Annotated in this window: 24 protein-coding genes and 1 pseudogene; 9 read left to right on the top strand and 16 right to left on the bottom strand. The window is 70.8% G+C overall.

Annotation, left to right across the window (positions count from 1 at the left end; translation table 11 throughout):
* Positions 1-59 precede the first annotated feature (59 nt).
* Positions 60-1,211 (bottom strand): glycosyltransferase family 4 protein, encoded by a 1,152-nt coding sequence (locus L3078_RS14425; protein WP_239754008.1) that lies wholly within the window; start codon positions 1,209-1,211, stop codon positions 60-62.
* Positions 1,212-1,485: 274 nt separating this feature from the next.
* A complete protein-coding gene (gene pgfA / locus L3078_RS14420) occupies positions 1,486-2,463 on the bottom strand; it encodes a cell envelope lipid trafficking protein PgfA (RefSeq protein WP_239754006.1) in 978 nt (325 codons plus the stop codon).
* 251 nt (positions 2,464-2,714) lie between these two features.
* On the opposite strand from pgfA, the gene L3078_RS14415 reads away from it, so the two are divergent.
* The 4 genes from L3078_RS14415 to L3078_RS14400 all read left to right on the top strand — a co-directional run bounded on the left by L3078_RS14415 (position 2,715) and on the right by L3078_RS14400 (position 6,120).
* Complete coding sequence (locus tag L3078_RS14415; RefSeq protein ID WP_239754004.1) at positions 2,715-2,867, top strand: hypothetical protein; 153 nt, start codon at positions 2,715-2,717, stop codon at positions 2,865-2,867.
* Between the two features lie 3 nt (positions 2,868-2,870).
* Positions 2,871-4,112: a PucR-like N-terminal domain-containing protein gene (locus L3078_RS14410; RefSeq protein ID WP_239754002.1), complete on the top strand. Its 1,242-nt coding sequence runs from the start codon at positions 2,871-2,873 to the stop codon at positions 4,110-4,112.
* A gap of 359 nt (positions 4,113-4,471) precedes the next feature.
* Complete coding sequence (locus L3078_RS14405; protein ID WP_239754000.1) at positions 4,472-5,245, top strand: IclR family transcriptional regulator; 774 nt, start codon at positions 4,472-4,474, stop codon at positions 5,243-5,245.
* Positions 5,242-6,120, top strand: a complete 879-nt coding sequence (locus L3078_RS14400) for an SMP-30/gluconolactonase/LRE family protein (protein ID WP_239753999.1) — start codon at positions 5,242-5,244, stop codon at positions 6,118-6,120. Before L3078_RS14405 ends, L3078_RS14400 begins: the two co-directional genes overlap by 4 nt.
* Positions 6,121-6,134: 14 nt before the next feature.
* Here L3078_RS14400 and L3078_RS14395 read toward each other — a convergent pair whose 3' ends face one another.
* From L3078_RS14395 to L3078_RS14385, 3 genes are read right to left on the bottom strand one after another with little or no spacing between them, the layout of a single operon-like run.
* Positions 6,135-7,520: an MAB_1171c family putative transporter gene (locus L3078_RS14395; protein WP_239753998.1), complete on the bottom strand. Its 1,386-nt coding sequence runs from the start codon at positions 7,518-7,520 to the stop codon at positions 6,135-6,137.
* Positions 7,517-8,158, bottom strand: a complete 642-nt coding sequence (locus L3078_RS14390) for a toxin-antitoxin system, toxin component (RefSeq protein WP_420864168.1) — start codon at positions 8,156-8,158, stop codon at positions 7,517-7,519. Before L3078_RS14390 ends, L3078_RS14395 begins: the two co-directional genes overlap by 4 nt.
* Positions 8,159-8,217: 59 nt before the next feature.
* Positions 8,218-8,835 carry a transcriptional regulator gene (locus L3078_RS14385; protein WP_239753996.1) on the bottom strand — a complete coding sequence of 206 codons (618 nt, stop codon included), beginning with the start codon at positions 8,833-8,835 and terminating at the stop codon, positions 8,218-8,220.
* Between the two features lie 318 nt (positions 8,836-9,153).
* Here L3078_RS14385 and arfA point away from each other — a divergent pair, with 318 nt between their 5' ends.
* From arfA to L3078_RS14370, 3 genes are all read left to right on the top strand, one after another.
* Positions 9,154-10,668 carry an arabinosylfuranosidase ArfA gene (arfA, locus tag L3078_RS14380; protein ID WP_239753995.1) on the top strand — a complete coding sequence of 505 codons (1,515 nt, stop codon included), beginning with the start codon at positions 9,154-9,156 and terminating at the stop codon, positions 10,666-10,668.
* A gap of 75 nt (positions 10,669-10,743) precedes the next feature.
* A complete protein-coding gene (locus L3078_RS14375; protein WP_239753994.1) occupies positions 10,744-11,202 on the top strand; it encodes an RrF2 family transcriptional regulator in 459 nt (152 codons plus the stop codon).
* A gap of 193 nt (positions 11,203-11,395) precedes the next feature.
* On the top strand, positions 11,396-12,337 hold the full coding sequence (locus tag L3078_RS14370; RefSeq protein WP_239753993.1) for a sulfite exporter TauE/SafE family protein: 942 nt from the start codon (positions 11,396-11,398) through the stop codon (positions 12,335-12,337).
* A 67-nt stretch (positions 12,338-12,404) separates the two neighbouring features.
* On the opposite strand, the gene L3078_RS14365 is transcribed toward L3078_RS14370, so the two are convergent.
* From L3078_RS14365 to L3078_RS14350, 4 genes are all read right to left on the bottom strand, one after another.
* On the bottom strand, positions 12,405-13,247 hold the full coding sequence (locus tag L3078_RS14365; protein ID WP_239753992.1) for a phosphotransferase: 843 nt from the start codon (positions 13,245-13,247) through the stop codon (positions 12,405-12,407).
* Between the two features lie 74 nt (positions 13,248-13,321).
* Positions 13,322-13,723, bottom strand: a complete 402-nt coding sequence (locus L3078_RS14360; protein WP_239753989.1) for a DUF6416 domain-containing protein — start codon at positions 13,721-13,723, stop codon at positions 13,322-13,324.
* Between the two features lie 51 nt (positions 13,724-13,774).
* On the bottom strand, positions 13,775-14,353 hold the full coding sequence (locus L3078_RS14355; RefSeq protein WP_239753987.1) for a GNAT family N-acetyltransferase: 579 nt from the start codon (positions 14,351-14,353) through the stop codon (positions 13,775-13,777).
* A gap of 10 nt (positions 14,354-14,363) precedes the next feature.
* Positions 14,364-15,683 carry an NsdA family TPR-like regulatory protein gene (locus tag L3078_RS14350; RefSeq protein ID WP_239753985.1) on the bottom strand — a complete coding sequence of 440 codons (1,320 nt, stop codon included), beginning with the start codon at positions 15,681-15,683 and terminating at the stop codon, positions 14,364-14,366.
* A gap of 564 nt (positions 15,684-16,247) precedes the next feature.
* On the opposite strand from L3078_RS14350, the gene L3078_RS14345 reads away from it, so the two are divergent.
* Positions 16,248-16,451, top strand: coding sequence for a hypothetical protein (locus tag L3078_RS14345; protein ID WP_239753982.1), 204 nt, complete (start codon positions 16,248-16,250; stop codon positions 16,449-16,451).
* Entirely contained in the window at positions 16,448-16,708 is a 261-nt protein-coding gene (locus tag L3078_RS14340; protein ID WP_239753981.1) for a hypothetical protein, read from the top strand. Before L3078_RS14345 ends, L3078_RS14340 begins: the two co-directional genes overlap by 4 nt.
* A gap of 112 nt (positions 16,709-16,820) precedes the next feature.
* Here L3078_RS14340 and L3078_RS14335 read toward each other — a convergent pair whose 3' ends face one another.
* From L3078_RS14335 to L3078_RS14305, 7 genes and pseudogenes are all read right to left on the bottom strand, one after another.
* Positions 16,821-17,297, bottom strand: coding sequence for a hypothetical protein (locus L3078_RS14335; protein ID WP_239753980.1), 477 nt, complete (start codon positions 17,295-17,297; stop codon positions 16,821-16,823).
* Positions 17,298-17,356: 59 nt separating this feature from the next.
* Positions 17,357-17,821: an ATP-binding protein gene (locus L3078_RS14330; protein ID WP_239753979.1), complete on the bottom strand. Its 465-nt coding sequence runs from the start codon at positions 17,819-17,821 to the stop codon at positions 17,357-17,359.
* Positions 17,822-17,905: 84 nt separating this feature from the next.
* Positions 17,906-18,694: a dioxygenase family protein gene (locus L3078_RS14325; protein WP_420864167.1), complete on the bottom strand. Its 789-nt coding sequence runs from the start codon at positions 18,692-18,694 to the stop codon at positions 17,906-17,908.
* Positions 18,695-19,046: 352 nt separating this feature from the next.
* Positions 19,047-19,184: pseudogene (locus L3078_RS14320) on the bottom strand (SDR family oxidoreductase); the annotation flags it as partial.
* A gap of 10 nt (positions 19,185-19,194) precedes the next feature.
* Positions 19,195-20,433: an RNA-guided endonuclease InsQ/TnpB family protein gene (locus L3078_RS14315; RefSeq protein ID WP_239760313.1), complete on the bottom strand. Its 1,239-nt coding sequence runs from the start codon at positions 20,431-20,433 to the stop codon at positions 19,195-19,197.
* Between the two features lie 330 nt (positions 20,434-20,763).
* Positions 20,764-21,756 (bottom strand): phosphotransferase family protein, encoded by a 993-nt coding sequence (locus L3078_RS14310; protein ID WP_239753978.1) that lies wholly within the window; start codon positions 21,754-21,756, stop codon positions 20,764-20,766.
* Positions 21,757-21,931: 175 nt separating this feature from the next.
* A complete protein-coding gene (locus L3078_RS14305) occupies positions 21,932-23,191 on the bottom strand; it encodes an ABC transporter substrate-binding protein (RefSeq protein ID WP_239753977.1) in 1,260 nt (419 codons plus the stop codon).
* Positions 23,192-23,382: the final 191 nt, after the last annotated feature.

The following is a 23,382-nucleotide window of genomic DNA, read 5'->3' as shown; positions in this document are numbered from 1 at the left end:
CGACAAGCCACGACGCACCCGCACCCGCCAACGCACCCGGGTGGCACCCCCTTTCGCGCTCACGGCGTCCAACCCCGCACCGCCTCCGCAGCCACCGCCCGGAACTGCCGAACCGTGTGCCCCCATCGGTAATGCGCGGCCCGCTCCCGCGCCGCCTTCCCCATCAGCACCCGCCGATCGGTCGACAACGCCAGCGCGCACCAGGCCGCCGCGAACGACGACTCCCCCCGGGCGAGCACCCCGGTCTCCCCGTCGACCACGGAGTCCCGCAGCCCGGGCACGTCGAAGGCGACCGAGGGGGTCTCGCGTACGGCGGCCTCCGTGACGACCAGCCCCCACCCCTCCACCGAGGACGGATGCAGCAGCAGCCAGGCCGCGCACAGCAGCCGGTGCTTCTCCTCCTCGGAGACGTGCCCGGCGAACTCGACACCGGCTCCGGCCATCGCCTCCAACCGGGCCCGCTCGGGCCCGTCGCCGACGATCACGAGCCGTCCGCCCGTGACCGGCCGCACCCGTTCCCAGAGCCGCAGCAGCAGATCGATCCGCTTGTACTCGACCAGCCTGCCCACCGCCACGAACAGTGGCTCGGAGGACCGGTCGGCACGCGGCCCGGGTTCCTCGACGCCGTTGTGCACGACCCGTATCCGCTCCCGGTCCACGCCGATCGAGCGGAGCGCGGTGGCCGTGGACGAGGAGACGGCGACGAGCAGGTTCCGGCGTTGCGCGGCCGTCAGGGACCAGTGTTCGAGTCTTCGGCCGAGTCGTGCGGCCGGTGCCAGCGGGCCGCCGAACCGCTGCTTCCACAGATCCGTGTGCACATGGTTGACCAGGCACATCGTCGGACCGTGGTGCCAGAGCGGCGCGAGGTAGGGCATGCCGTTGCAGACCTCGACGAGGAGGTCGCAGTCGCCGACCTGACGGGCGAAGGTCGACTTGGCGCGCAGATGGTGGCTCAGGTCGCCGCCGGCGGAGACGACCCGGTAGTCGCGGTAGGCCGCGGGGCCGCCGCACACCAGGGTGACCTGGTGGCCGAGTTCGGTCAGTCCGTCGGCGAGCCGGTCGACGAGGAGCTCGGAGCCCCCCGCCGCCGGATTACCGAGGTCACGACGGGCGAGGAAGACGATCCGGCGCGGCTGTGGGGGGCCTGCCGAACGGTGCTGGTCCAGGCGCGGAAACACCTCGACCAGCGAGAACGGCACGTGCTGGGGCATGGGTGCTCCAACTCGTCTCGGGGTGCGGAACTCAGCGGGGAGAAGGACGTTCGCTGTGGGGGATGTTCCGGTGGGAGGGGGGTCCGGATGGGTCTGTTGGTTCCTTCGGTTTCTCAGGGCTTCCGGTTCTTCGGTGTTCCGGTGTTCCGGTGGGCTCTTGTGGGCGAGGTGTGGGTGGGCTGTGCTCGGGTGGGGTGGACAGTTTTCGCCGAGCGGTACGAAGCTGCTACTCACCGGCGTGACAATTTCCGGGGTTTATTGAACTGACGCCCTGTCACATCGTGATCGGAGCCTGGGAGGACTCGGGCGTATCGGGGCGCCGCCTGCCACGCACGACCAAAGCGGCGCCCACGGCGGCGAGGACGAACCCGGCCACAGCGCTACCGATCGGCACCGTCTGCCCCACCAGTCGCAGCAGTCCGCTGTCCTTCTCCGCCTGGTCCACCGCGAACTTCTGCGTCGCCGGGGTGAACGCGAGCTTCTCGCTGTCGAGCAGCACCGCCGCGTCCTCGTCGCCGCCGGGGGCCCGCAGGGTGCGGCGCGGCCCGGTCTGCGCGTAGAGCACCCGTCCCGTGCTCTGGTCCACGACCAGTTCGAGACCGTGGTTGGCGTACCACTCCTCGGCGAGCACCTGCGGCCGGCTCGGCTCGTCGACGAGCGCGCCGGGCACGAGCCGCGTACCGGTCTGGGTGGCCGGAACCTTCGCGGTGAAGCGCAGTCCCTCGTAGCCCCGGATCTTCTTCCGGCCCTCGTAGTGGAGCGTCACCGTCGCGCCGAGCGTGTTGTCCCACCAGCGGTAGGAGCGCTTCTGCACGTCGAAGGGGAACTTCAGGTACGCCTCGCCCTCGATGTACGGCTTCTCGTCGCAGCAGTGCACCGGCCGGTTGGTCTTCCGGTCGCTGACCCAGCGGTGCGGGGTGAAGTCCAGCGCGTCGTGCGGGTCGGCCGCAGGCAGCGACTCGTCGGTGTCCACCGAGGTGATCACGTCCCACACCGCGGCCCCGCTGCGCTCACTTTCGGCCACATTGCCGCGCACCCGCTGGGTCACGGTGATCTTCTGGTCCGGCACGGTCTTCACCTGCTCCACGTCGAACACGCTGCCCGTGCCGGTGTAGACGGCGGTCGTGTCGATGTCGATGGGATTCACGGCGGCCCGTGGCTCCACGTACCACGCGAGCAGCGGCGCGAGCACCAGCAGGAAGGTGCCGAGACCCAGCAGGACCAGTGAGAACGGTGAGGCGGTACGGCGCATCCGGGCACTCCAGGGGGCGTTGGGAGGTGCGGCTCGGGTAGACGTGCGGCAAAGACGACGCCAGGGAAGGTGCGCGTGCGGTGGGGGCGGGCAGGGGGGCAGAACATGGGCTGCGCATCGGGCTACCGACGGGTTGCGTATGGGCCGGGAACCGTAGGCGGAGTCTTGACGCAGTGTCAATGCATTGCTGACACTGAGTCGGCGGGGTGCCTGGGTGGGGCCGACCTGTCGACCGAGAGGCTGACCCTGCGATGTCCAGACTGCTCGCCGCCGTGCTCACCATGGTGGCCGCCGCCGCTCTCGCGCTGGGGGCCGCGTTCGGCATCGTCGCGCTGCTCGACGCGACGCCGGACCAGCCGAACACGCCGCTCATCACGTACGAGAACGCCGGTCAGGAGCGCTGAGGGGTGACCGGTGTGCCGGGAACCGTGACGGTCCGCTCCGCGTGGCACGACGTGCCGCGCCTCCAGGTGCGCGAGTTCGCCGCGATCGCCATGGCCGAGGCCCCCGCCCTCGCCGAGGAGATCCTGGGCGAGATCCGCCGCGAGTACCCGCATCTGCCCGTCGTCCTCGACGACTCCGGCGAACCGATGGCCCTCATCGGCATCCGCCGCGCGATCGAGGTCTTCGTGCAGCACCTGGAGACCGCCGAGGGCCGCCCCCGTGTCCCTCCCGGTGTCTTCCAGGAGTTCGGCCGCGGCGAGGGCCTCAACGGCCGCAGCCTCGACTCGCTCCAGGCGATCTACCGGCTCGGCGTACGCCTCGCCTGGCGCCGCTTCGCGGAGATCGGCCAGCGCGTGGAGATCCCGCCGCCCGCCATGTACGAGCTCGTCGACGCCGGATACGAATACCTGGACGGCCTGGTGGACCAGTCGGTGCGCGGCTACGCGGAGGCGGCCGCCCGGCAGGCGGGCGAGCGTCTGCGACTGCAACGCCGACTGATGGAGCTGCTGCTCGCCGAGCACCATCGGGGCGACCCGGCCGACGCGCTCGCCGAACGCGCGGCCCGGATCGGCTGGGCCCTCCCGGAGAAGGTCGCGGTCGGGGTCCTGTTACGCCCGGCCCGTGAGGCCATGGCACCGGCCGTCGGGCAGGGCGTCCTGCTCGACATGGAGTACGAGCAGCCCCGCATGGTCGTCCCCGAACCGGACGCGGCCGGCCGCCCCGAACTCCTGCACCGCGCGCTGACCGGCTGGTCCGGCGCGATCGGGCCGCCGGTGCCGCTGGCCGACGCGGCGAAGTCGCTGCGCTGGGCGGAGGCGGCGGTGCGGTTGATGGAACGGCGGCTGCTGCCCGCCGGGGAGGTGCTGCACTGCACCGAGCACACCGAGGCCCTCGTCCTCCTCCAGCCCGAGGAACTGATCGACGACCTCGCCCTGCGGTGCCTCGCGCCGCTGGCCCACTGCGGCCCCACCCACGGCCGCCGGCTCGCCGAGACGCTGCTCGCGTGGCTGGAGACGCGGGGCGGTGCGCCGGAGATCGCCACGCGGCTTGGTGTGCACCCGCAAACCGTTCGGTATCGTCTTCGGCAGATCCGGGAACTCTGGGGCGACGAGATCGACGATCCCGATCGCCGGTTCGAGTTGGAGTTGGTGCTTCGGGCGCAGCGGTTGCGGGGGGAGCTGGGGGATCCGCGCGGGAGGCGGTGACCGGGGCGCCTAGTAGCTCGGGGGTGCGGGTTCGTCGGCGGGTGCGGCTCCGGTGGGGCTTCTCGCGCAGTTCCCCGCGCCCCTGAAAAGCAGGGGCTGCGCCCCGTGCTTTTCAGGCCCGCAGGGCCTGGTCTTTTAGGGGCGCGGGGAACTGCGCGAGAAGCCCCACGCACCCGCACCCGACAACGCGCCCAACCCCCACCACACCCCTCTCGATCGTCCGCGGTTATTGCCCGGTCAACGCACTATGACTAGCCTGTGTTCGTCATGCCGATCGACCGTTGAAATTTCGAACATCGCCGCAGGCGCATCGCCGTAGACAGAACACCGAACCGACAGACAGAGGGAGGGGGCCGGCCGTGGGACGCCTCGTACCTGCCGTGACCCGGGCGCTCGACATATTGGAGCTCTTCCTGGACGGGGACGGCACACTGTCCGCCCCCGACATCGTGCGCAGACTCCAGCTGCCCCGTACCACCGTGCACGAGCTGGTCACCACGCTCGCCGCCCGGGGGTACATCGTCCAGGTGCAGGGCCAGCCGGGGCGCTACCGCCTCGGTGTCCGCCCGTACCAGCTCGGCAGCCGTTACGCCGAGCAGCTGGACCTCGCCGCCGAGGGCCAGCAGGTGGCCAGGTCCGTCGCCGAGACCTGCGACGAGACGGTGCACGTGGCGATCCTGGAGTACACCGACGTCATCTACATCGCCAAGGTCGACTCCACGCACGCCGTGCGCATGGTCTCCGCCGCCGGCCGCCGCCTCCCGGCGCACTGCACCTCCGTCGGCAAGATGCTCCTCGCCTCCCTTCCCGAGGTCGAGCTGAACGCCCGCATCCCGGACGACGCCGACCTGCTCGCCATGACCCCCAACAGCATCACCGACCCGGCCGCTCTGCGCGAGGCCCTGGCCCGGATCCGTGAGCGGGGTCTCGCCGTGGAGAACCGCGAGTCCAACCCGGACGTCTCCTGCGTCGCCGCGCCGGTCCGGGACCGCGCGGGCAAGGTCGTCGCCGCGCTCTCCATCTCCGTCCCCATGATCCGCTGGAGCGACGAGCGCCGGATCGAGCTGGAGCAGCTCGCCGCCAAGGGCGCCGCGGAACTGTCCGAGCGCCTCGGCCACCGGAGCGTCGCATGAGCGCGCACACGAGTCACCCGTCCTACGAGGTGGCGGTCCGGGAGTACGCGGCCCTCGGTGAGGGTCCCACCTGGGACGCCGCCGCCCAGCGCCTGATCTGGATCGACATCCTCGGCTCCCGGGTCCACACCTACGACCCGGCCTCCGGCCGCCGCACGGTCCTCGTCACCGAGCAGCACGTCGGCGCGGTCAAGCCCCGCGCCGGCGGCGGCCTCGTCCTGAACCTCCGGGACGGCGTCGGCCTGACCGACCCCGACGGCTCCTTCCGGTGGCTGCACCACGAGCCGGTCCCGGGCCGCCGCGCCAACGACGCGGCCGTCGCCCCGGACGGCTCCCTCTTCGCCGGCACCATGCGCTACGACGAGGCCCCGGGCGGCGGCACCCTGGCCCGCTTCACCGCCGAGGGCCTGACCACGACCGTCCTCGACGACGTCGCCGTGAGCAACGGCACGGGCTGGAGCCCGGACGGCCGGCTGATGTACTACATCGACTCGCCGACCCGCCGGATCGACGTCTTCGACTACCGGGAGGCCGAGGGCGGCGTCCGCCTCCCCACCGACCGCCGCCCCTTCGTCACCGTCGAGGACGGCGCGGGGTTCCCCGACGGCCTCACCGTCGACGCCGAGGGCTGTGTCTGGGTCGCGCTCTGGGAGGGGGGCGCGGTCCGCCGCTACACCCCCACCGGCACCCTCGACCGTGTCATCACCCTCCCCACCCCCCGCCCCACCGCCTGCGCCTTCGCCGGCCCCGACCTCACCGACCTCTACATCACGACGGCCCGCACGGGAACGGACACCCCGCACCCCCTGTCGGGCTCCCTCCTGGTCGTACCGGGCGCGGGCAAGGGCCTCACCCAGCCGGCGTTCGCCGGCTGAACCCACGGCCCACCTCAGCGGCTCTCCGCCGGAGAGGCGGCGGAGAGTGCCGCGCGTACCGCCTCGATCTCGGCCGGCTCGCGCAGAACCAGCGACAGGGCCTCGATGTCCTGCAGCAGATCGGTGGGGTCTGCGGAGACCGTGAGCTCGGGGAAGGCCGTACGGCCGGACGCCTCCGGTTCGCCCGAGCCCGAGTTCGTACCCGTTCCCGAGCCCGCCCCCGGCCCCAGCCCCGGCCCCGGGAAGACGAGCGGCCCCGAGGTGAGCGTGGCCGTCGTCGCGTCGTCCGGCGAACTCCTCCGCGTCGCCACCGCGTCCTGGACCGCGACGGCGGCGGCGAGGGCCTTCGCCCGGCGGGGGTCGTGCCCGAGGTCCAGCGCGGCGTCGTACGCGCGGCGCCGCAGATCCTCGTCGAGGTGACGGGCGAGCCGGAGCAGGGCGTCCCGGATGAACGTCTCCCGGCGGGTGAGCCGCAGCTCCGGTGTGGCGCGCAGCGTGAACGGGACGCGGGAGTCGTCGACGGCCCTGGTCAGCAGGTACAGGGGCCGCAGCCGGAGGTGGCTCGTCCGCACCCGCCAGCGGTCCTGCAGATACTGGCCGCCGTGCGGCAGGATGAAGCCCACCGCGATGCAGATGGCTCCCACGGCGACGACCGGCGGCGCCACGTCCGTGCTCAGCCAGTCCAGGTCGTGCCCCGTCCAGCGGGCCATCACCGCCGTGAGCTTCGCGGCGTCGAACACCAGGTTGAGCGCGCAGCCCAGGCCCAGCGCCCGCAGGCCGCCGCGCAGCCACACGTCCAGGCTCTCCGCGCGGACCCAGTTCCGTATCAGCCGGTAGGTGATCAGGCAGGCCACCGAGTGCGCGACGAGGTAGAGCAGGATCTCCTCCCGCATGAAGGGCGTCGTGGCGTAGTACGTGTCCAGGTCGCGCAGCCGCTCGCGGGGGACGTCCGCCAGCGCGAAGAGCACCCACAGCACGACGATCACCCCCGCGTACACGGCGACGACCCACCGCATGAGCCGACGGGTCGCCCGGGAGCGGTCGGCGGGGCCGTCGCGCCAGGCGGCGATCAGCAGCAGACAGCACGCGCAGAACGCGGTGATCAGGGAGTACACCCAGGGCGCGGCGACGTTCGGCACGCCCACGACCTGGTTGGTCCAGGCGATGACCGAGGGCACCGCGAACACGAACACACAGCAGGCGAGCAGCAGCAGCCCGCCGACCGCCCGCAGCAGCGAGTCCCGCCACAGCTTCACGATGCTGGGCAGTTTGATCACCAGGGCGGCGGTCAGGACGGCCGTGGGGATCCAGAACGAGATGTACAGCTCGGAGAAGAAGTCGGCGGGACCGCCGGCGCCGAGGGTCCCGGTCGTGGTGGCGGGCACGGCCGTTCCCCTCATCTCCCGTGCCTGCGGTAGCCCAGCGACGCCTGGATGGCCTGCCCGACGGTGTCCCCGGACCCGCCTGTTCCGGCGGCTCCGGCCGCGCCGGCGGACCCGGCCTGCCCGGTGTCCACCCAGGAACGGAAGGCGGTCGCGAGCCGGTGGCCGAAGTCCTCGGCCTGCTGCTCGTCCGACGCGTGCGAACCGTTGCGGGCCGCGATGGGCGTACCGCCCTGCCCGAGGGCGGCCGACAACTCGGGGGAGAGCGGCGGCAGCGCGGACGCCCGCTCGCCCGGCGCGCCCGGTGCCCCAGGTGCGCCCGGGTCAGCGGCAGCGAGCGCCGCCGCCTCCGCACCCGGCAGATGGCGATGGCAGTGCCCGGCGTGCATGTGCCACAACTCATGCCCCAGGATGACCAGTTGCTGCACGGTCTCCGCCCGCTCCTCGACGATCACCAGATCGAAGTCGGGGAACTCCATCCACAGTCCGGTCACCCCTATCCCGTCCGGGAACCGCTCGAACCGCAGCTCCACCGGCCGCCCGCCCCGCCGCGCGCTCATCTCCGCGCACAGCGCCGCGCCCAACTCCCGTACGCCGACGGGCGCGTCGAATCTCCCCCGCACGGCCTTGCTGAGCCCGGCCGTCAGCTTCCGCATCTCGGCGGAGGACCGCGACGGAACCAACGCGTCCCGCACCCTGCCGAGGACCCCACGCCTCATCGCCGGGCCTCCTCGTCGTCGATGCCGAGCAGCCCTTCGAGCATGACAGCGAGTGCCTCCTGCTGGCGACGGGTGAGCCGTTGCCCGCGCAGCGCGAGCGTGACGACCCCGTGCCGGGTGGCGAACTCGACCAGCGGCCCGTCGTCGTCCGCGTCCTCCTCCAGCTCCGCGAGGACCCGCCCGAGTTCACGGTTCAGGACGGTCGCGGCCGGGTCGGTGAAGAACCGGACGCCCTCCTCGATCCCGAAGAACTCCGCGAGTTCGGTCAGATCGGGCACGTTCGGCATCTTCCTGCCGAGCAGCAGCTGCCGGGCCCACTCGGGGCTGATCGAGAGCCGCCGCGCGACCTCCCGGCCGACCTCTCCGGCCCGCTTCCCGCTCCGCGCGACGTACGCCTCGTGCACCGCCCGCACCCGCCGGCGCACCCGGTCGTCGACCCGCTCCGCCACCGGCGCGGCCCCGCCGAGCAGCGCCCGGACCTCGTCCGCGCCGAGGCCCGTACGTTCCGCGAGGGCCTCCGCGTCGAGGAATCGGCCGCGGTCGGCACCGGCCTCCGTGATACGGGCGTCGAGTCGCGTCAGGGTCTCGGCAAGGGGATCGGGAAGCGCAGACACGCGCCGACCCTACGTGCCGCCGCCTGCCCGCACCACGAGATTCCAACGATCGTTGAATTCCGACCAACGATGGTCGCGCAGCGCTCCGTCAGGGGCGCGGGGAACTGCGCGACCAGCCCCCACCGGACCCGCACTCTCCCGACGACCACGCCCGGCAGACGGGCAGGCGCACGCCTCACCCAGCCGCGAGACCCCATTGACTGGCCCTGACATCGACCATAGCGTCCGGTTCGACGCAACGAGCAGCATCCGTAATACCGAACAACGCGCATCGAACAGCGCACGCCGAGCACCGAGTATTGAAGGGCCGCCCAGAAAATGACCCGCACCGCCCGCTTCACCCTCGACCCCGCTTTCAAGGTCGGCGAGGTCAACCCGCGTATCTTCGGCTCCTTCGTCGAACACCTCGGCCGCTGCGTCTACACCGGCATCTTCGAACCGGACCACCCCACCGCCGACGAGGCGGGCCTGCGCACCGACGTACTGGACCTGGTCCGCGAGTTGGGCGTCACCACGATCCGCTACCCCGGCGGCAACTTCGTCTCCGGCTACAAGTGGGAGGACTCCGTCGGCCCCGTCGAGGACCGCCCGCGCCGCCTCGACCTCGCCTGGCGCTCCACCGAGACCAACCGCTTCGGCCTCTCCGAGTACATCGCCTTCCTGAAGAAGGTCGGCCCCCAGGCCGAGCCCATGATGGCCCTCAACCTCGGCACCCGGGGCGTCGCCGAGGCGCTGGAGCTCCAGGAGTACGCCAACCACCCCGCCGGGACCGCCCTCTCGGACCTCCGCGTCGCCCACGGTGACAAGGACCCCTTCGGCATCAAGCTCTGGTGCCTGGGCAACGAGATGGACGGCCCCTGGCAGACCGGCCACAAGACGGCGACGGAGTATGGCCGTATCGCCGCCGAGACGGCCCGCGCGATGCGCCAGATCGACCCGACCGTCCAACTCGTCGCCTGCGGCTCCTCCAGCCAGTCCATGCCGACGTTCGCCGCCTGGGAGGCGACGGTGCTGGAGGAGACGTACGACCTCGTCGACCACATCTCCCTGCACGCCTACTACCAGCCCGAGGACGGCGACATCGACTCCTTCCTGGCGTCCGCCGTGGACATGGAGTCGTTCATCGACAACGTGGTCGCGACCGCCGACCACATCGGCGCGAAGCTCAAGTCCAAGAAGAAGATCAACCTCTCCTTCGACGAGTGGAACGTCTGGTACATCTCGGAGTGGCACGCGATCGAGAACTCCGGCGCGCGGGACTGGGCCGAGGCCCCCCGACTCCTGGAGGACAACTACAGCGTCACCGACGCCGTCGTCTTCGGCTCGCTCCTCATCGCGCTCCTCCGGCACGCCGACCGCGTCACCGTCGCCTGCCTCGCCCAACTCGTCAACGTCATCGCCCCGATCATGACCGAGCCCGGCGGGCCGGCCTGGCGGCAGACGACGTTCTTCCCGTTCGCCCAGGCGTCGAAGTACGGGCGGGGCGAGGTGCTCGACGTACGGGTGGACTCGCCGACCTACGAGACGAAGAAGTACGGCGAGGCGGATCTGCTGCACGCGACGGCCGTGCGGGCCGAGGACGGCTCGGTGACCGTCTTCGCGGTCAACCGGGACCGTACGCGGCCGCTGCCGCTCGAAGTCGCCCTGAACGGCCTGGAGTTGACCCGCGTCGTCGAGCACAGCGTGCTGGCCGACGCGGACCCGGACGCGCGCAACACACTGACGGAGCCGGAGCGGGTCGCCCCGCGGGTGGTGGAGGGGGCGGCGCTGCGCGACGGCGTGCTGAGCACGACCCTCGAGCCGCTGTCGTGGAACGTGATCCGGCTCGGCTGAGAGACCGTGACCGGGCCCGCGCCCCCTGCCGGGCGCGGGACCGCCGGGGCGTCCGCGTGGTCGACAATGTTCCGCATGAGGATCTCGGCACGGGCGGATTACGCCGTACGCGCGGTACTGGAAGTCGCCGTACGGCAGGACGGCGGTCCGGTGAAGGCGGAAGTCATCGCGACCGTGCAGGAGATCCCGCACAAGTTCCTGGAGGGCATCCTCGCGGACCTGCGGCGGGGCGGCCTGGTCACCAGCCGGCGGGGCGGCAGCGGCGGGTACCTGCTCGCCCGCGAGCCCTCCGCCATCACCGTCGCCGACGTGATCCGGGCCGTCGACGGGCCCATCGTGTCGGTGCGCGGCGAACGACCCACCGGCCTGACCTACACCGGCTCGGCCGAGCCGCTGCTGCCGCTGTGGATCGCCCTGCGGGCCAACGTCCGCCGGATCCTGGAGGGCGTCACGGTCGCCGACATCGCGGCGAACGCGCTGCCCGTGCCGGTGAAGGAACTGGCGGCGGAACCGGCGGCCTGGGAGAACCCGTAGGAGGGCTCCGCCGGGTGCCCGTGCACAGGATCGTCACCTCGTCCTCAGCCATTCCTCAGCTTGCTCTCGTACCGTTGCCGTTCGGCCCATCCCTACTTAACCGGTGGGAAAGCCCGGGAAGCCCCGGAAGCCCGGAAAGCCAGGGAAGCCGGGGAACAGCGGCGACGGAAGCGGAAGACGGGACGAAGGACGCATGCGGACGTTGGTACTGCTCGCGCTTGCGGGCCTGGGCGCGCAACTCGTGGACGGCAGCCTGGGCATGGCCTACGGAGTGACCTCGACGACGCTGCTGCTCGCCATGGGCACCAATCCGGCCGCCGCCTCCGCCACGGTGCACCTCGCCGAGATCGGCACGACCCTGATGTCGGGCGCCTCGCACTGGCGGTTCGGGAACGTGGACTGGAAGGTCGTCGCCAGGATCGGCGTACCGGGGGCGGTGGGCGCGTTCCTCGGCGCGACGGTCCTCTCGTCGCTCTCCACGGAGACCGCCGGCCCGCTGATGTCGCTGATCCTGCTCGGCCTGGGCGTGTACGTCCTGTCCCGCTTCACCCTGCGCGGCCTGCCGAAGGAACGCCTCGGTCAGCCGCTGCGGAAGCGGTTCCTGTCCCCGCTGGGCCTGGTCGCCGGGTTCCTGGACGCGACCGGCGGGGGCGGCTGGGGCCCGGTGGGCACGCCGGCGCTGCTGGCCAGCGGCCGCATGGAACCCCGTAAGGTCATCGGCTCCATCGACACGAGCGAGTTCCTCGTCGCGGTCTCCGCGAGCCTGGGCTTCCTCTTCTCCCTCGGCTCCCAGGGCCTCGACTGGGCCTGGGTCGCCGCGTTCCTGCTGGGCGGCCTGATCGCCGCGCCGATCGCCGCGTGGCTGGTCCGCCTGGTCCCGCCGCGGGTCCTGGGCTCGGCGGTGGGCGGAGTCATCATCGCGACGAACACCCGCACCCTCCTGAACAGCGACTGGCTCGCGGCGTCGGGGGCTGTGAGCACGGTGGTCTACGTGACGGTGTACGCACTGTGGGCGGCGGCGCTCACGTACTCGATCCGCGAACACCTGAAGGAGAGGGCTGTGACGCCGAAGCCCCTCGGGGAGGCGGGGGAGGACGCGACGGGCCTCGACGAGCGGGTCGCGGCCCGCCGGTAACGGCTGTCCCCGGGGTTGTTGTCCTGTGTTCTGCCGTGTGCCGTGTGCCGTGTGCCGTGTTCTGAGTTCAGCTTGGGTCGCGGCGATCGAGTGCGGCACGGACCCGGTTGAGCCCCTCCACTCTCCAGTGGCCCCGGTCGGGCATCCGGTCGTCCCGGCGCCATCGCCAGGCTGAGAACATCGCCCAGTTCAGGGCGCGGCACCGGTGGATCAGGCCGTGGTCGGCCCCGGTGTAGTGCTGGGCCACGTCCTCGGGCGCGTGGGCGAGGTCGAACTCGACCGGCCCACGGCAACACGTCGCGAGGTCCACGAAGAGCGGGCCGCGCCGTGTGTTGAGGAGGTTGCCCGGATGGGGCTCGCCGTGCAGCAGTTGCTCGCCGCCGAGCGCGGTGCGCAGCCCACTGAGTGTGTCGCTGAGTGTGTCGCTGAGGAGTTCCCGGTCGGCATCGGGCAACTCGGGGGAGCGCTCCCGGTCGTTCACCTCTCTGAGGGCCGCGGCAACTCGGTCGGTGACGTGCGGTGCGTCCAGATCGATCCGGCGCAGGACGGCGTGATGCCGCAGGAACGCGTCCGCGTAGTCGGCCGCCGAGATCTCCGCCCCCAGCGGTTCGTAGTAGGTCCACAGCGAGACGGCGAAGGCATCACTCACATGGACCCGTGGCTCGACCCGGGGTTCGAGCTCCGCCACCGGAGCCCCGGCATCAGTGAGACGGCGAGCGACTTCCACTTCGAACTCGGATTCGGCCAGCTGCCCCACGGGCGCGACCCGAACCAGCACATCGCAGGGAACCAGACGCAGCGCGACACGGTCCGAATCGTGGACGACGACCACATCGTCGACCTGAAGCCCCAGCCCCGAGGCGGTCGCCCACCCCGCCTCAACCGCGCGCCGAAGCTCCGACGGCTCCATACGCCCTCCCTGATCTCACGTTCGCGAAGACGTGCCCGGATCACCCACTTGGCGATCCGGTTCCGGCCCCGGTGTCACCGCCCGAGCCGAGCGGCCAGGAACACCGCCGCCACCGAGGGCCTGACCGCGTACGTCGCGCCCGCACGCCCCTGGGGGGCCTCCCACCAGACAAACGGGTAGCGCCGATCGCTGTTGTCATGCGCCTTGCTCATCCCGGACAACACACCCGCGACCCGACGCGCCGGATCGACTCCGTTGGCTCCGCCCAGAGCCTCGTCCACGAGTTCTGTGCAGTGGATTTCCCGGCCGGGGTTGCGCAGCAGATACTCGAACACCTGCATAGCCTGCGGCGACAGTTCACCCAGAAAGACGGCCGCGCGCTCCAAGTCGGCAGGCCCCCATTCCGTTCCGCTGTGCCCTGCTTCCCCGGAGTGCTTGACCCATCGCCCGTCGTCCTCAACCAGATACATCGTCATATTCACTCCTGCGCCGTGTATTTGGGCCCTCATTCTGCCTGCCCGCGAGCGTCACGAGTTGAGCCGTGTTCCTACGCGCAGAAGCAGCAGGTCGAACTCGGGGCCGTCGGGGGTGTTGCGGTACGGGCCCGCGTATTCGTAGCCGAGTCGGGCGTACAGGTCCTGTCCCCGACGGTTGGAAGGCAGGGCGAGGAGGGACGACCAGGAGGGGGCGATGGTCTTGAGGAGTTCGGCGTGGAGATGGGAGCCGATGCCCTGGGACTGCCAGGGCGGACGTACGGCGAGTTCGCACAGGCCCATCAGCCGCTCGGTCCGGGCGGCCTCGGGCACCTGGTCGACCAGGTCGGCACCGAACCAGTACGCAGCGTCGCACGGGAACGCGTACCCGAACCCGACCGCCGTGCCGGCGGCGTACGCGACGACCAGAGCGAAGCCTGCGTGTTTGAGGTGCCCAGTGAGCTGGCGGTGCAGCGCGGGGACGGAAAGTCCGAGTGCTTCCGCACCTGGTATGTCGACCAACTCCGGGTGGGCATCGGCCCAGATGTCGGCGACGACGTCCACGAGTGGGGGGACCTGACCTGGGCCATAGGACCTGATCACCACGTCGGCACGGGTGCTCGGGGTGGTCATCGTCTCCTCCTCAGCCAGTACGGGCGATGGTGCGGTACTCCTCCAGCCACTCAGCGACCGCAGGTAGTTTCGAGTGCCTCTGGAGCGCGCTCTCCACGTTGTGCAACTGCTGGAGCAGACGGTCGGAACGTACCTGGGGCACATAGGCGAGCACTCGCCGGGCTGCTTCGGCCGCAGCTTCGGGCTCCGGCCGGTTGCTCACTGCATGTTGGATCGCGACGTCGGCTGTGTACAGGGCCTTGTTCCGCGTGAACCGGTCGCCGTGCAACATGACGGCCTGTTCGGCTCCGGCAGCGGCTCGTTCGTGCTGGTCGAGGTCAGCACGGGCGAGTGCTTCCAGCCCGGCGAGTTCGGCCGGGGTGTAGAACTCAAGCCATTCCGGGTCCGCCTCGGCAGGGCCCCTGGAGTAAAGATCGTGGGCGCGGACGATGGCCCGATCTGCCGCGCCGGCGTCGCCGAGCAGGGCCCAACCACCTGCTTCGCGCATCGAGAAGAGGCTGAGCATCCAGGCCGAACCGTATGTACGGACCGCGTTCTGCGCGCCCTGAGCGGCGGATACGGCTTCCCTGGGCCGCCCGCTGGCCTTGGCGAGCAGGGAGAGGCAACCGAACGCATGTCCTTCCAGAGCTGGGTCGTCCGCCAACCTCGCGGCGGCCAGGGCTTCGCCGTAAAGCGAGCGGGCGTCAGCGGCGCGACCGGAGTCGTAGCTGAGCCACCCGGCGGCGATGGACAGATGCCCGGTGGTGGAGCGCAACCTACGCCCCGTGGTATCGGTGAACGATCCGCTCTGCAGCCAGTTGTAGGCAGTGTTCAGCGCTGTACCGGCGTCGCCGCGCAGTAGGGCGGAGGAGCCGTGGTCGTGATCGTGCGCATAGATGGTGGCGACTGTTCCGTGGAGGCGCTGGACGTCTCCTTCCCCGATCCTCCCCTGCGGACTCCTGGTTCTGTCGGCGAAGGCGAGGGGGAGGAGCGACAGCGCTGCGCCCGCGCTGTCGGTGAGAAATACGCGGCGGTCCACCGGACCTTGCTGTTTCGCCCCTATGCCTGTGACAGGCGACGCGACGCGCTGTGTCGGGCTCTCGAGGCGGAATCCCAAGTCCTGCATGGTGCACCCGGTCAACCGGGTGAGGATGCGTCGGTAGACCCCTCGTGGGAGTCGGACCTCGCCGTCCTCCCATGCGGCCACCAAGCGTGAACTGCAGGCGACCACCTCCCCGATCTCCTCGCCCGTAGCGACGATCAGATGCGCGAACTCCTGGCGCGACATTTGGAAGTCACCCTCGCGTACCGCGCGCAGTCGCGGATTGGGGATTTTGCGGCGATCAGCCATTCAGGCTCCGGGCGGTGTCCGAGGTGACGAATTCGGCGACAGTACTGCTCCCACGTCAGGTGTGCCCCGCCCTTGGTGTCGATTCACCCACCCTCGGCCGACTTTCATCGTTCTTGCATTGCTCCGGCATCGCAGTCGCTCTCCGGCTGCTGATTGCCTGGGTGGTGACGCGACCAGCCGCCCCGGCACGCGAAACCTGGCGAGCGCCGAACGGCTGCGTGGCTCGACCGACCTGCCTAGGAGACCGACGATGCACCTCGTCACACGCGTACTCACATGGGTGAGGGCGATGCCCTTCGGCTCACGCGAAACCCGCCGCACCCCCTGTGTTGCGACGCTGCAACCTGTGCCGACTCCACCCGCGCCCCGTCCCTCCCCCGAGATCTGGGCCGCGATTTTCGCAAGCGCCCGCCGTCGCAGGGCCCCGCACCCGTGGCCGCACAGCCAACTCCCCGCGATCACCGCCGACGACATCACCAGCTGCCTTGTCGGCGTCTACCTCCTGCCACCCGACGTGCGCCGCAACTCACGTGCCGCGGCACGGTCGGCCGAGGAGACGCGCCCATGACGGACGTACAGAAGCGCCGGTCCACCGCCCCTCGCGCCGAGCTCCCCATGCTGCGCGCCTACCGGTTGTGGTTCGAACACACCCGCAAGTGCGCAGTCGGCTGCAAAGGCACGCCGAAGGCTCAGGACGGTTGCGAGGACGGACGGCGGCTCTGGGGCTCGTACCGCCTCGCGCGCATCGGAAGGGCGACGGCACCATGACCTGGACCATCGAACGCCCACCGGGTCGGCCGGTACGCCGCACTGCTGACGACCGCCTCGCCGTACCCCTGCGTCTGTCCCTCACCGACGGCCAAGCCACGGAGGCCGAATTGACCCTCACCCTCGCCGAGGCCGAGCATCTGCACGCCGCACTGTGCCGTGCACTCGACGGTGAGCCGACACCTCCGGCCGCGCCCGACTGCCGTCAGTCGGTCCAGGCCTCGCCTGGAACGTCGCGCATCGTGGGGAGGGGGTAGTTCCTGGCCCCTTGGACGTAGGGACGTCTCTCGGGCGCATCCCCGGCAGGAGTCCTGGACGTGCCTCCGGGGATGACGAGTGACGGGTGGAGTGCTGGCGTACGACACGAACTCAGGGCGCGGCGTCGTCCCCACCGACGTGCAGATCCTCTCGCATGCGTGCACGGAGTACGGCGAGGGCGTCGTTGTAGGCCAGGCGTCCCTCCACGTACACGGGCTCGGTGGCGAGTACTCCCTCCATGACCCGGTCGCGGAGGTCGCGCAGGCGGCGGAAAGCATCCTCTGAAGCGTCAACGACGCGGCCGGGCGCGCTGATGGTCATCTGGTATCTGAGTCCGATGCACGGCCCGAAGGCGTGACGGGCGGTGGTCCGGCGTACCGACGGCTCCATGTCCGGGTCCCGGGCTAGGTTGCCGCACGTGTGCCGAGCCTCGGACAGACTGGCCAGGTACTCCCCGTAAAGAGTGCGACGCGCTTGTGTCTCCCGTTCCAGGCGCTCTCGCTTCCAGCGTTGACGGTCCAGGAGCAGGGCGGAGCCCGTGGCGATCGCCGCGCCCACTATCGTGCTGATCAGGGTGATCCACTGCATGGACCGACCGTAGCCAGCAGACGCCGAGCCACTGTGACCAGGAGAAGGTCCGCCGACACTCACCCCAGCCGCACGGCCAGTGTGACCTCCGCCCCCGCCCCCGTCACGTCCGTCGTCACCGTCAGGCGGTCCGTGACCAGGTGGGCGAGCCAGAGGCCGCGGCCGGGGCAGGTGTCGGTGAGGCCGGGGAGGAGTTCGGGGATGGCGGGGGTGAAGCCGGGGCCGTTGTCGGTGATGCGGCACTCCAACTCGTGGGGGAGGAGGCGCAGTTCGAGGCGGCCCTGACCGCCGGCGTGCTCGACCGCGTTGGCCGCGATCTCGCTGACCGCGAGGGTGAACTCGCCGAGCCGTACGCCGCCGAGGCCCGCCGCCGCGGCCGTGTCCTCGACCTGGGCCCGCACCTGGGGGAGGTTCTCTCCGGTGAAGTGGCGTTTCAGCAGGAGGGTTTCGGGAGGGAGGGCCGGGGCGTCGCGGCCCGCTCCGCCTGTCGCGCGGACCCCGCCGTCTCTCTTCCCGCCCGGCATCACGGCCGCCTCCTCTCGATGGGGTCGATGGGCACGGGCACGGGGCGCTGCGAGTCAAAGGCGAACTGCCGCACCTCGCCCACGCTAGCCGTGCTCGCCCGATGAGTACCCAGTGGATCGAGAGGACATCACGCCTGGTCGTAACCGTATGAATTCGATCGGATGGTGATCGGATTCGCCCGACCTCGGCTGATCGGTTTCCGTCCGCCGATCAGCCGAGGGGATCCGCGACATGGCATCGGCCCGGCCCCCTCCCCCGCACGGTCCGGGAGGGAGCCGTCGCGGCCGTCGGGGCCCTCTAGGTCGGCCGGACTCCACCCCCACCGTCAGCGACCCCGCGTACCCGGCCGTCGGGGACGTGCCCAGGGCCGTCAGGGTGAGCAAGGCCGGAGGCGTTCGCCTCCCTCGTCGTAGATGGAGTCCTGGGCGAGGGTCGTGCGGGGGACCGTGTTCGCCGAGTAGGGGGAGAGCGCGGCGACGCGGGTGGTGACGGTCTCGGAGAAGAAGAGCTGACCGGTGTGGAGTTCCTGGCCGCCCGTGAACGAGCTGTCGGAGGTGAGCGTGACGTCGGTGTGCACCTTGAGGTGGATATGGACGCACCGGCCCCGGTACCAGCCGGGGTAGACCGTCGTGATCCGCGCGACCCCGCAGGAACGTGCCGTTGTCGGGCTCGTCATTGCCATTGTCGCCGACGAAGCCGGAGTACTCGCCGAGCGCGTCGCAGTGCCAGATCTCCACCAGGGCGTTGCTGAGCGGGGCGCAGGTGTCGTCGTCCACGACGGTGAGGGTGAGCACCAGGGGGAAGCCGGTCTTGTCCTCCCTGATGTCGGCGCGGACGAGCTGTCCGTCGAGGTAATAGGGGCCTTCGGTCATCTCCTTTGTGAGGGTGCAGACGGCCGCGGCGGCCACGGGGGCGGTGTTCCCCGTGGCCGCCGTCGCGGCCGTCGGGCCTGTGAGGGCGTCAGGCGTCGCGGCGGCGCCGACGGCCAGGGTGGCGGCCGTGGCGCCGGTGGCGATCAGGACGGTACGGCGACCGATCGAAGTCGCCTCGGGTGCCTCTAGGGGCATTGGCGTGTCTGTCATGGACACGGCATTCTAGAAACGGAAACTGTCCGCCAGCTGTCAGTTCGACAAAGCGGCCGATCGTCAAGTCCGTTGTGAGTCACCCGAGTTGACCGCCCGCACCCGGCGCGCACGTCCTACCCTGAATCACTCGGTCGGCGTCTCAGGTCGCGACGTAGCCGCCGTCGGCGACGAGCACCGCACCGGTGACGTAGCTGGCCCTGTCCGAGGCCAGGAACGCCACGGCCTCCGCCACCTCCTCCGGCTCGCCGGCCCGAGTGAGCGGTGTGTTCTGGGTCAACGACCCGGGACTAAAGTCCCGGGCTTGCAGAGCGGGCGCCACTGGCTGTGGTGCTGCGCTTGCGTCCTGTCCCGCCCTCGGATGTCGGGGGTGGGTCTGGGGCGGTTGACTGCGCCCCGCGTCGCCACAACTCTTCCGCGCGGGCGCGGATGTTGCGGGAGCTGTTGCGGTCTGCGTGATCAACGATTCCGCAGGACCGGCACGCGAACCAGGCCTGGGAGACCCGGTTCGCCTTGTCGATGTGGCCGCATTCGGCGCAGGTGCGGGAGGTGTACGCCGGGTCGACGTACACCACCGGCACCCCGGCCTTCTTGGCCTTGTACGCGATGAACGTCCCCAGCTGGGCAAAGCTCCAGCTGGAGTGGGTGGCCCGTTGGGGCTTGCGAAGCCGTACCCGTGCGCGGATGCCCGTCAGTTCTTCGGGGGCGATTCCGCGTCCGGTGCGTTCTGCCTCGGCCACCACATGCTTCGCGATCTTGTGGTTGATGTCCCTGGCCCGCCGGGCCTCCTTGCGCCGCCGCTTCTTCAGCCGGCGTTTGGCGGACGGGGTGTTCTTCTTCTGCAGCTTGGTGCGCAGGGTGCGTTCGCGCAGCCGTCCCCGGTTGAGTTCGCGCCCGGCCATGATCTGACCGTCCGAGGTGGTGGCGATGTTCACGATCCCCAGGTCGATACCGAGAAAGCCGTCCGGATCCGCGTTCGGTTCGGCTTCGGGGATCTCGCAGGTCGCGTTCAAAAACCACATGCCGTCCCGGTACAGCAGGTCGGACTCGCCCTTGCGGTACAGGGCCAGACGGGCCAGTTGCTCCGGGGAGGCGGTGAACGCAACCTCCTTCACCCGTCCGGACAGGGTCCAGAGGGAGATGGTGCGGTCGGTGATCTGCCAGGACAGCATCCGGTCGTCATAGGGCTGCGCACCCTCGGGCCGGAACGTGATCGGTTTCTCGGTGGCCCGCCGGTACCGCTTGGACCACGGCTTGCCCAGGTTCCCGGCCTTCGCATTCGCCGCCAGCGTGCGGTAGGCGTCGCAGGTCTTCTTGATGACGTGCTGGGCAGCCTGCGCGCCCAAGCCCCACCGCTGCTTGATCTCTCGGTAGGTGTGCTCGCGCAGCGCGAAGTTCCGCTTCACATCCTGGGCGAAGGCCACCCCGGACACCCAGGACGCCGCCTCGTTGCAGGCGTGCAGGGTCGCCTCAAGCGCCGCCGCCTGTACGGGCGTCGGCAACAGCTTGACCTGCACCACCAGCTTCATGGCACCCGAACCTACACAGTCGCCCGTACAAACAGACCACTTCCGCACACCTGTCCCGCCATTCAGCGACCCACCGGCTGTACGTTCGACATTGCCCCAGCTTCGCCGCAGCTCTACGGGCGCTCCGCGCCCGAACTCCCGGCCACTGCGACGCTCCGCGTCGCCACCACACGATGCGATTCCTCCCAGGCGTAAACACCCGGGGTTCCTCGCAAGAATCTTGCTGAACGCCTCGAAGATCTCGCTCACCGTGCCGACGGTGTCGGTGCAAATTGGGGCGGTGTTCACCCCGTGCGGAGACCACCGTGAACGAGTCGCGGCACCGGGGATTCACACGCCGACCAGTTCCAGCGCCTGTCGCAGGTTGTGCTCGGCGATGTCCGCCATGAAGGCCCGGTCGGGGAAGTCCCCGTCGAGCAGCCGCAGCGGCCCCGCCGTCAGTGAGAGCCGCTGCGCGAGCAGGTAGAGCGCGAGCCGGTCCTCGTCCAACCCGGCCACCTCCAGCGGCCGGTAGTCGTCGTGCAGGCGTATGCGCAGGAACACGTGCTCCCACTCGACGTCGAAGTACATCACCCCCTCGATGTCGATCGCCACGGGGTTCCCGTCCGCGTCCACCAGCACGTGGTCGGGTCCCAGTTCGCCGTGCACGACCGCGTACTCCGCACGCGGCCGCACCGCCGCCGCCAGGCCGAGCAGCCGCTCCTCCAACCGGTCGCGGGCCCCCGCCATCCGCGGGTCGCGCGAGGCCGCCTCGGCGAGGTCGCGCAGCGCGCGGTCGAGCACCACGCCCTCGCACGACGTACCGCGCGAGGTGCCGCCCGCGTCGACCACGGCCGCCTTGCCGTACGCCGGTGCCCGGTGAGCCCGCATCGCGGCCAGCGACTCCGCGAGCCGGGCCATGACCGGCGCGGCCGCGCGACGGTCGCGCGCGAGCAGGTCCTCCAGGCTCTCGCCCCGGAGATCCTCGACGATCGCGAGATCGGCCGGGCCGTGGGCGCCGCCTTCGCGGTCGACGAGGCGGATCGCCGGGACGCGGACGCCGAGCGCGGTCAGCCGCGTGTGCGCGGCCTCGAACAGATCGAGCCCGAGGCCGGGGGAGAACGGGTCGGTCAGGTCGTCGTCCCCCTCGGCGGCCGGCCAGTAGTTCTCGGCGTCGTCCCACAGGTAGGCGATCGCGGTCGTCGCGTCGTCCATCACCAGGCGGTACACGCCCTTCTTGCTGCCGCCCGCGACCCGCTCGACCGCCTCCAGCCGCCGACCGCCGCCCAGCGCGGCCCGCGCCGCGCTCGCCAACCGCTCCCGCGTCACCGCACCGGGTGCCATGTTCCGAACCACCTCTCCGCCGGACCGACCCGCGCACCCTACGGCACCGGCGGCGCGCGGGTGATCGGCTTGTTCGGGGCTCGGGCGCGGGCGCGCGCCCCGGCGACAGGCGACGCCGGGAACCCCTCACCCGAACCAGCCCTCACCAGCCCCCTTCGGACCTCTCATCGGTCCTTCAGCGCGCCACCCTCGCGATCGACTCCAAAACCTCCCGGGGGTTCCCGTCCGGCGACACCGCCTTGCCGATGCGGCGGCGGATCTCGGTGGCCACCTTGGACCAGTTGGTCTCGGCGACGGGGTAGAGGCGGAGGTTCTGGAGGGTGTCGAGGCCGTTCCACAGGGGCTTGTGGGCCTTGGCGGCGCGCATCGCGTCGGCGGCGGACGTGGTGACGGGGAGCAGTTCGTACTGGGCGGCCTGCTCGGTCACGTACTTGTCGGTGTAGAGGAAGTCGAGGAACTGGCCTATGGCGGCGCGGTGGTCGTCGTCGCGGAAGGCGACGACCCAGTCCGCGGTGCCCATCGTCGGCGTCTCGTCGCCGTCGCGGCTCGGCAGCGGTACGGCCCCGTACGGCACGGAGTCGGAGGAGTCCTCGATCTGGCGGATCAGCGACAGCGGCGCGTTGACCATGGCCGCCTCACCGGTGAGGAACGCCTCGACCGCCTCGCCCCGGTTCAGCTCGGCGGGTGGGACCGGGCCGGTGAGACCCTCGCCGATCAGGTTCTCCTTCAGCCAGGTCAGCGTCGCCACGTTGGCGGCGGAGGCGATGTCGTAACGGTTGGTGGAGTCGGTGTAGCCGCCGTCGCCGGCCAGCAGCCACATCAGCGTCTCGGCCTCCGCCTCCTCCGGGCCGAGCGGCACGGCGATCGGGTACTTCACCCCCCGCGCCTTCAACACCCGTGCGTCCTCGAGGAGTTCGTCCCACGTCGTCGGGGGCTCCAGGCCCGCCGACGCGAACAGGCCCTTGTTGTAGTAGAGCAGCCGGGTGCTCGCGGTGAAGGGCATGCCGTACTGGGCGCGGTCCATCTCCCCGGCGTTCGCGAGGCTCCGCACGAAGGAGGCCTGGACCGGGACCGACAGCACCTCGTCGGCGCTGTAGAGGAGGTCGCGCGCGGCGTACTCCGAGTAGCTGTCCGTCTGCACGATGTCCGGCGCGTCACCCCGCTCGATGAGCTCCGCCACCTTCGCGTCGACCTCGTCCGGGTCGTGGACCTGGACGTTCACGTCGATCCCCGGGTGCTCGGCGCCGAACGCGAGGGCCACCCGGTCCCAGTAGCCCTCGGAGTTCTTGTGGACGCTGTCGCCGTAGTTGGTCGCGACGACGGTCAGGGAGACCGTCCCCGACTCCGCGTCCGCGTCGCCGCCGCAGCCGGACAGCCCGGCCGTGAGCCCCAGCGCGGCCATGACCGCCACGATCGTCCGGGCGTTGTGGCGCACGGTCCACCCTCTTCCAGCTTCCTGACAGGAGTCGTGATCGGGCTTGATCGTATGGTGCGTGCCGGGGCCTACGGGGCCGTGGGCGTTGCGTTTTGATTCCGACGACGTGACGGAGCGGCGCAGTGACCGATATGCCTCACCGGCGACAGGAAGTACGGATTCGGCGCCCCCGCCGTTCACCTCACCGGACG

Origin of the sequence: Streptomyces deccanensis, from assembly GCF_022385335.1 — a bacterium.
In the GTDB taxonomy this organism is placed as follows: domain Bacteria; phylum Actinomycetota; class Actinomycetes; order Streptomycetales; family Streptomycetaceae; genus Streptomyces; species Streptomyces deccanensis.
The sequence above is the reverse complement of the archived record's forward strand: the minus strand, read 5'-3'. Positions and strand labels throughout refer to the sequence as shown.